The organism is Ferroglobus sp., assembly GCF_015521575.1.
Lineage (GTDB): Archaea > Halobacteriota > Archaeoglobi > Archaeoglobales > Archaeoglobaceae > Ferroglobus.
Genome location: NZ_WANY01000098.1, coordinates 1 through 3,157 on the forward strand (window position 1 = coordinate 1; position 3,157 = coordinate 3,157).

The following is a 3,157-nucleotide window of genomic DNA, read 5'->3' on the forward strand; positions in this document are numbered from 1 at the left end:
AGAGCTGGAAAATCGTGGGGAAAAGCTTCTCCGGTTTCGTGGTTGCCCTTGAGCATAACGGCTCTTCCTTCAACGTATAGCTTCAGCACCTCCTCATAAACCTCTAAAGCTTCTCTCCCCCTATCTTCGTAGTCCCCAAGAAAAATGAAAAATCCATGAGCGTCTTTCATAAGCTTCTTCATTGTCGAGTAATCTCCATGAATATCACCAAAAATCGTTATTTTTTCTTCCTCTATTTCAACAAATTTCTTTCCCGCGAGTTTTATCGCCTCATCGAGCAAATCTTCGATCATATTTCGAAAAATATTTAGCTGCTTTCTAAAATTTTCGTTCATGGTAGTTATCGTCGATGGGGTTAGAACGCCCGTTGGCAGATTTGGAGGGAGTTTGGCGAGCTTGAAAGCTTACGAGCTTGGAAGCATTGCCATCAAAGGTCTTCTTAAAAAGCTAAAAGTAAAACCTAAAGCCAGCGAGGAAGCTTACGAGTTCTACCCGGAGAAACTTCAGAAAGGAATGATCGAACTCGAAAAGAAGTACTTCGATTACGAGGGAGATGAAATAGTAATCGACGAGGTCATAATGGGCAACGTAATTCAGGCTGCACAGGGACAAAATCCGGCGAGGCAAGCATCAATTTTCGCCGGAGTTCCCAAAGAGATTCCGGCATACACGGTAAACAAAGTTTGCGGCTCTGGACTGAAGGCGTTAGCCTTAGCTGCTTCGGAGATACGCTCGGGAAATGCGAAGTGCATAATAGCTGGAGGAATGGAAAGCATGAGCAACTCCCCCTATGCCTCGCTTAAAGCCAGATGGGGTTACAGAATGAGCATAAACGTTTACGATGAGGTCATAGATGTAATGGTTTACGACGGTCTCTGGGAGAAATTCTACGGATATCACATGGGTGTGACAGCGGAGAATATAGCGGAACTTTATAAGATAAGCAGAGAAGAGCAGGATAAGCTCGCTTTTGAAAGCCACATGAGGGCAGTTAGAGCCATAGACGAAGGAAAGTTCAAGGAGGAAATAGTTCCGGTTGTTGTTAAGGAAAAGAAGGGGGAAAGAGTTGTTGATACTGACGAACATCCGAGGAGGGATACGAGTTTGGAAAAGCTGGCTAAGCTTCCACCGGTTTTCAAAGAAGGCGGGACGGTCACAGCTGGAAACGCAAGCGGAATAAATGATGGAGCAGCTGCTCTGCTCTTAATGGACGACAAAGCAGCGGAAGAGAGCGGACTTGAGGCTAAAGTAAGAATCTTAAGTTACGCATCTGCCGGAATCGATCCCGCTTACATGGGTCTTGGGCCGATTCCCGCTATAAAGAAGGCTTGCAAGCTTGCGGGAGTTTCCATAGACGATATCGATCTTATCGAGCTGAACGAAGCTTTTGCAGCCCAGGCTTTGGCTGTAATTAAGGAATTGAACCTCGATTTGAATAAGGTGAATGTCAACGGAAGCGGGATAAGCTTGGGACACCCCATAGGGGCTACCGGAGCAAGGATAACCGTCACGTTAATTCACGAAATGGAAAGGAGAAAAGCGGATCTCGGCTTAGCGGCGTTATGCATAGGAGGCGGTATGGGTATAGCGATGGTTTTCGAGAGAATTTAATTTTCTCTTTTTTGAACTTGTTACGCCAACGAAACAATAAGCGGAGAAGTTTTCCAAGTTGATTATGAAAAACTATTGATCGTCCGTTCTTCTTCGGAAAAAATTTTAAAAAGAAATCCCCAAAGAATTTAGGAAAATGTCAATATTCGTAACGTCGGATGTTAGGGAAGGCAAGATAGAGAGAATTTACGCAAATACAAGGTATCCATCCGTTCAAGAGGGCTTGACTTTTTTCGACGCTGCTGAAAAGCCGAAAATATCTGAAAAAGCTCCGATAGAGAACAGAATGCTCTACTACGTGGTTTCTTTCAAACCTTCCCACGTTTTCATCTCAAGAGATGTTCTTGGCTCGAAACCAATCTACTTCTCCGAAGATCTGACGATATCTTCGTTTAAGTGGTACTTCGAAGAAGAGCCGATGAAAGTTCTGCCCGGAGAGGTTTTGAAGATCTCCTACGATGGAGAGGTAATTTACAGGAAAACCTACAGCTTCTTTGACGTTTTTGAGAAAAAAGCGGTAGACGATCCAGCTGAAGAGATAATAAAGATACTCGAAAAGGTGAAGATAAGAGACGCTTGCATCTCTTTCTCAGGAGGAGTAGATTCAGGACTTTTAGCCGGAATTTACGACGCTCCGCTAATCTCCGTTACAGCCTCGGAAAAGGAGGAGGAGTGGTTGAGAGAAGCAGCTAATATGCTCGGGAGGGAGATAGAGATCTTCAGATTTTCAGCCAAGGACGTTAGAGACAACTTGAGGAGAATCGTTGGGAGTATCGAAACCACCAATACGCTTCAGGTTTCGATAGCTGTACCAGTTTATTTCGTAACAAAGTTTGCCAAGGAGCTTGGCTACAACAAAGTCGTTTTTGGACAGGGAGCTGACGAGCTTTTTGGAGGATACAAGAGATACGAGCATGTTGTGGGGAAAGCGTTGGAGGATACGCTGATAGAGGACATAAGGAGGATTGGCGAAGACAACCTTGAGAGGGACTCGAAGATAGCTTACAAAAACGAAGTTATGCCTATTCTTCCATACCTCTCCTTCGACATGATAGAAGTGGCTTTGGCAATTCCGGCAAGTGAAAAAGTTAAGAGGGTGGAAGGAAGTGTGATAAGGAAGTACGTGCTGAGAGAGGCTGCTAAAAAAGTTATTCCCAAGGAAATAGCGATGAGGGATAAAAAAGCGATTCAGTACTCTACCGGCACGTATAAAATTCTCGAAAAGCTTGCAAGAGAAGAAAAGCTACCTCTTGAGGAATATCTTAAGAGAGTTGGACATGGAAGTGGTTCTTGATTGCCTAAAAATAAACTGTCACAAGTGCTGTGAAGAGACGGAGATGCAGCTGAGCAAGCACGATATAAGGAGGATAGAAAAGCTTGGATACAAGGTTGATGAGTTCAGCGAAATTAAAGACGGTGTGAGGGTTTTGAAGAACGTCAATGGCAAGTGCTTTTTCCTGAGAAATGGCAAGTGTTCCATATACGAATTCAGACCTTTCGGCTGCAAGCTCTACCCAATCGTGTGGGATGTTGAGAGGAAAAGAGC

4 protein-coding genes are annotated in these 3,157 nt (G+C 44.3%); 3 read left to right on the forward strand and 1 reads right to left on the reverse strand.

Going from position 1 to position 3,157, the window contains the following annotated elements; translation table 11 throughout:
• On the reverse strand, positions 1–293 hold a 293-nt coding region (locus tag F7C14_RS04175; RefSeq protein ID WP_290900193.1), incomplete at its 3' end, for a metallophosphoesterase.
• A 40-nt stretch (positions 294–333) separates the two neighbouring features.
• Between F7C14_RS04175 and F7C14_RS04180 the strand changes: the two genes are divergently transcribed.
• From F7C14_RS04180 to F7C14_RS04190, 3 genes are all read left to right on the forward strand, one after another.
• A complete protein-coding gene (locus tag F7C14_RS04180; RefSeq protein ID WP_290900194.1) occupies positions 334–1,611 on the forward strand; it encodes an acetyl-CoA C-acetyltransferase in 1,278 nt (425 codons plus the stop codon).
• 136 nt (positions 1,612–1,747) lie between these two features.
• The gene (locus tag F7C14_RS04185; RefSeq protein WP_290900195.1) at positions 1,748–2,905 is read left to right on the forward strand and encodes an asparagine synthase C-terminal domain-containing protein; all 1,158 of its coding nucleotides are present in this window, start codon (positions 1,748–1,750) and stop codon (positions 2,903–2,905) included.
• Positions 2,889–3,157: YkgJ family cysteine cluster protein (locus F7C14_RS04190; protein ID WP_290900196.1), on the forward strand; the 269-nt coding region annotated here is incomplete at its 3' end. The genes F7C14_RS04185 and F7C14_RS04190, both read left to right, overlap by 17 nt.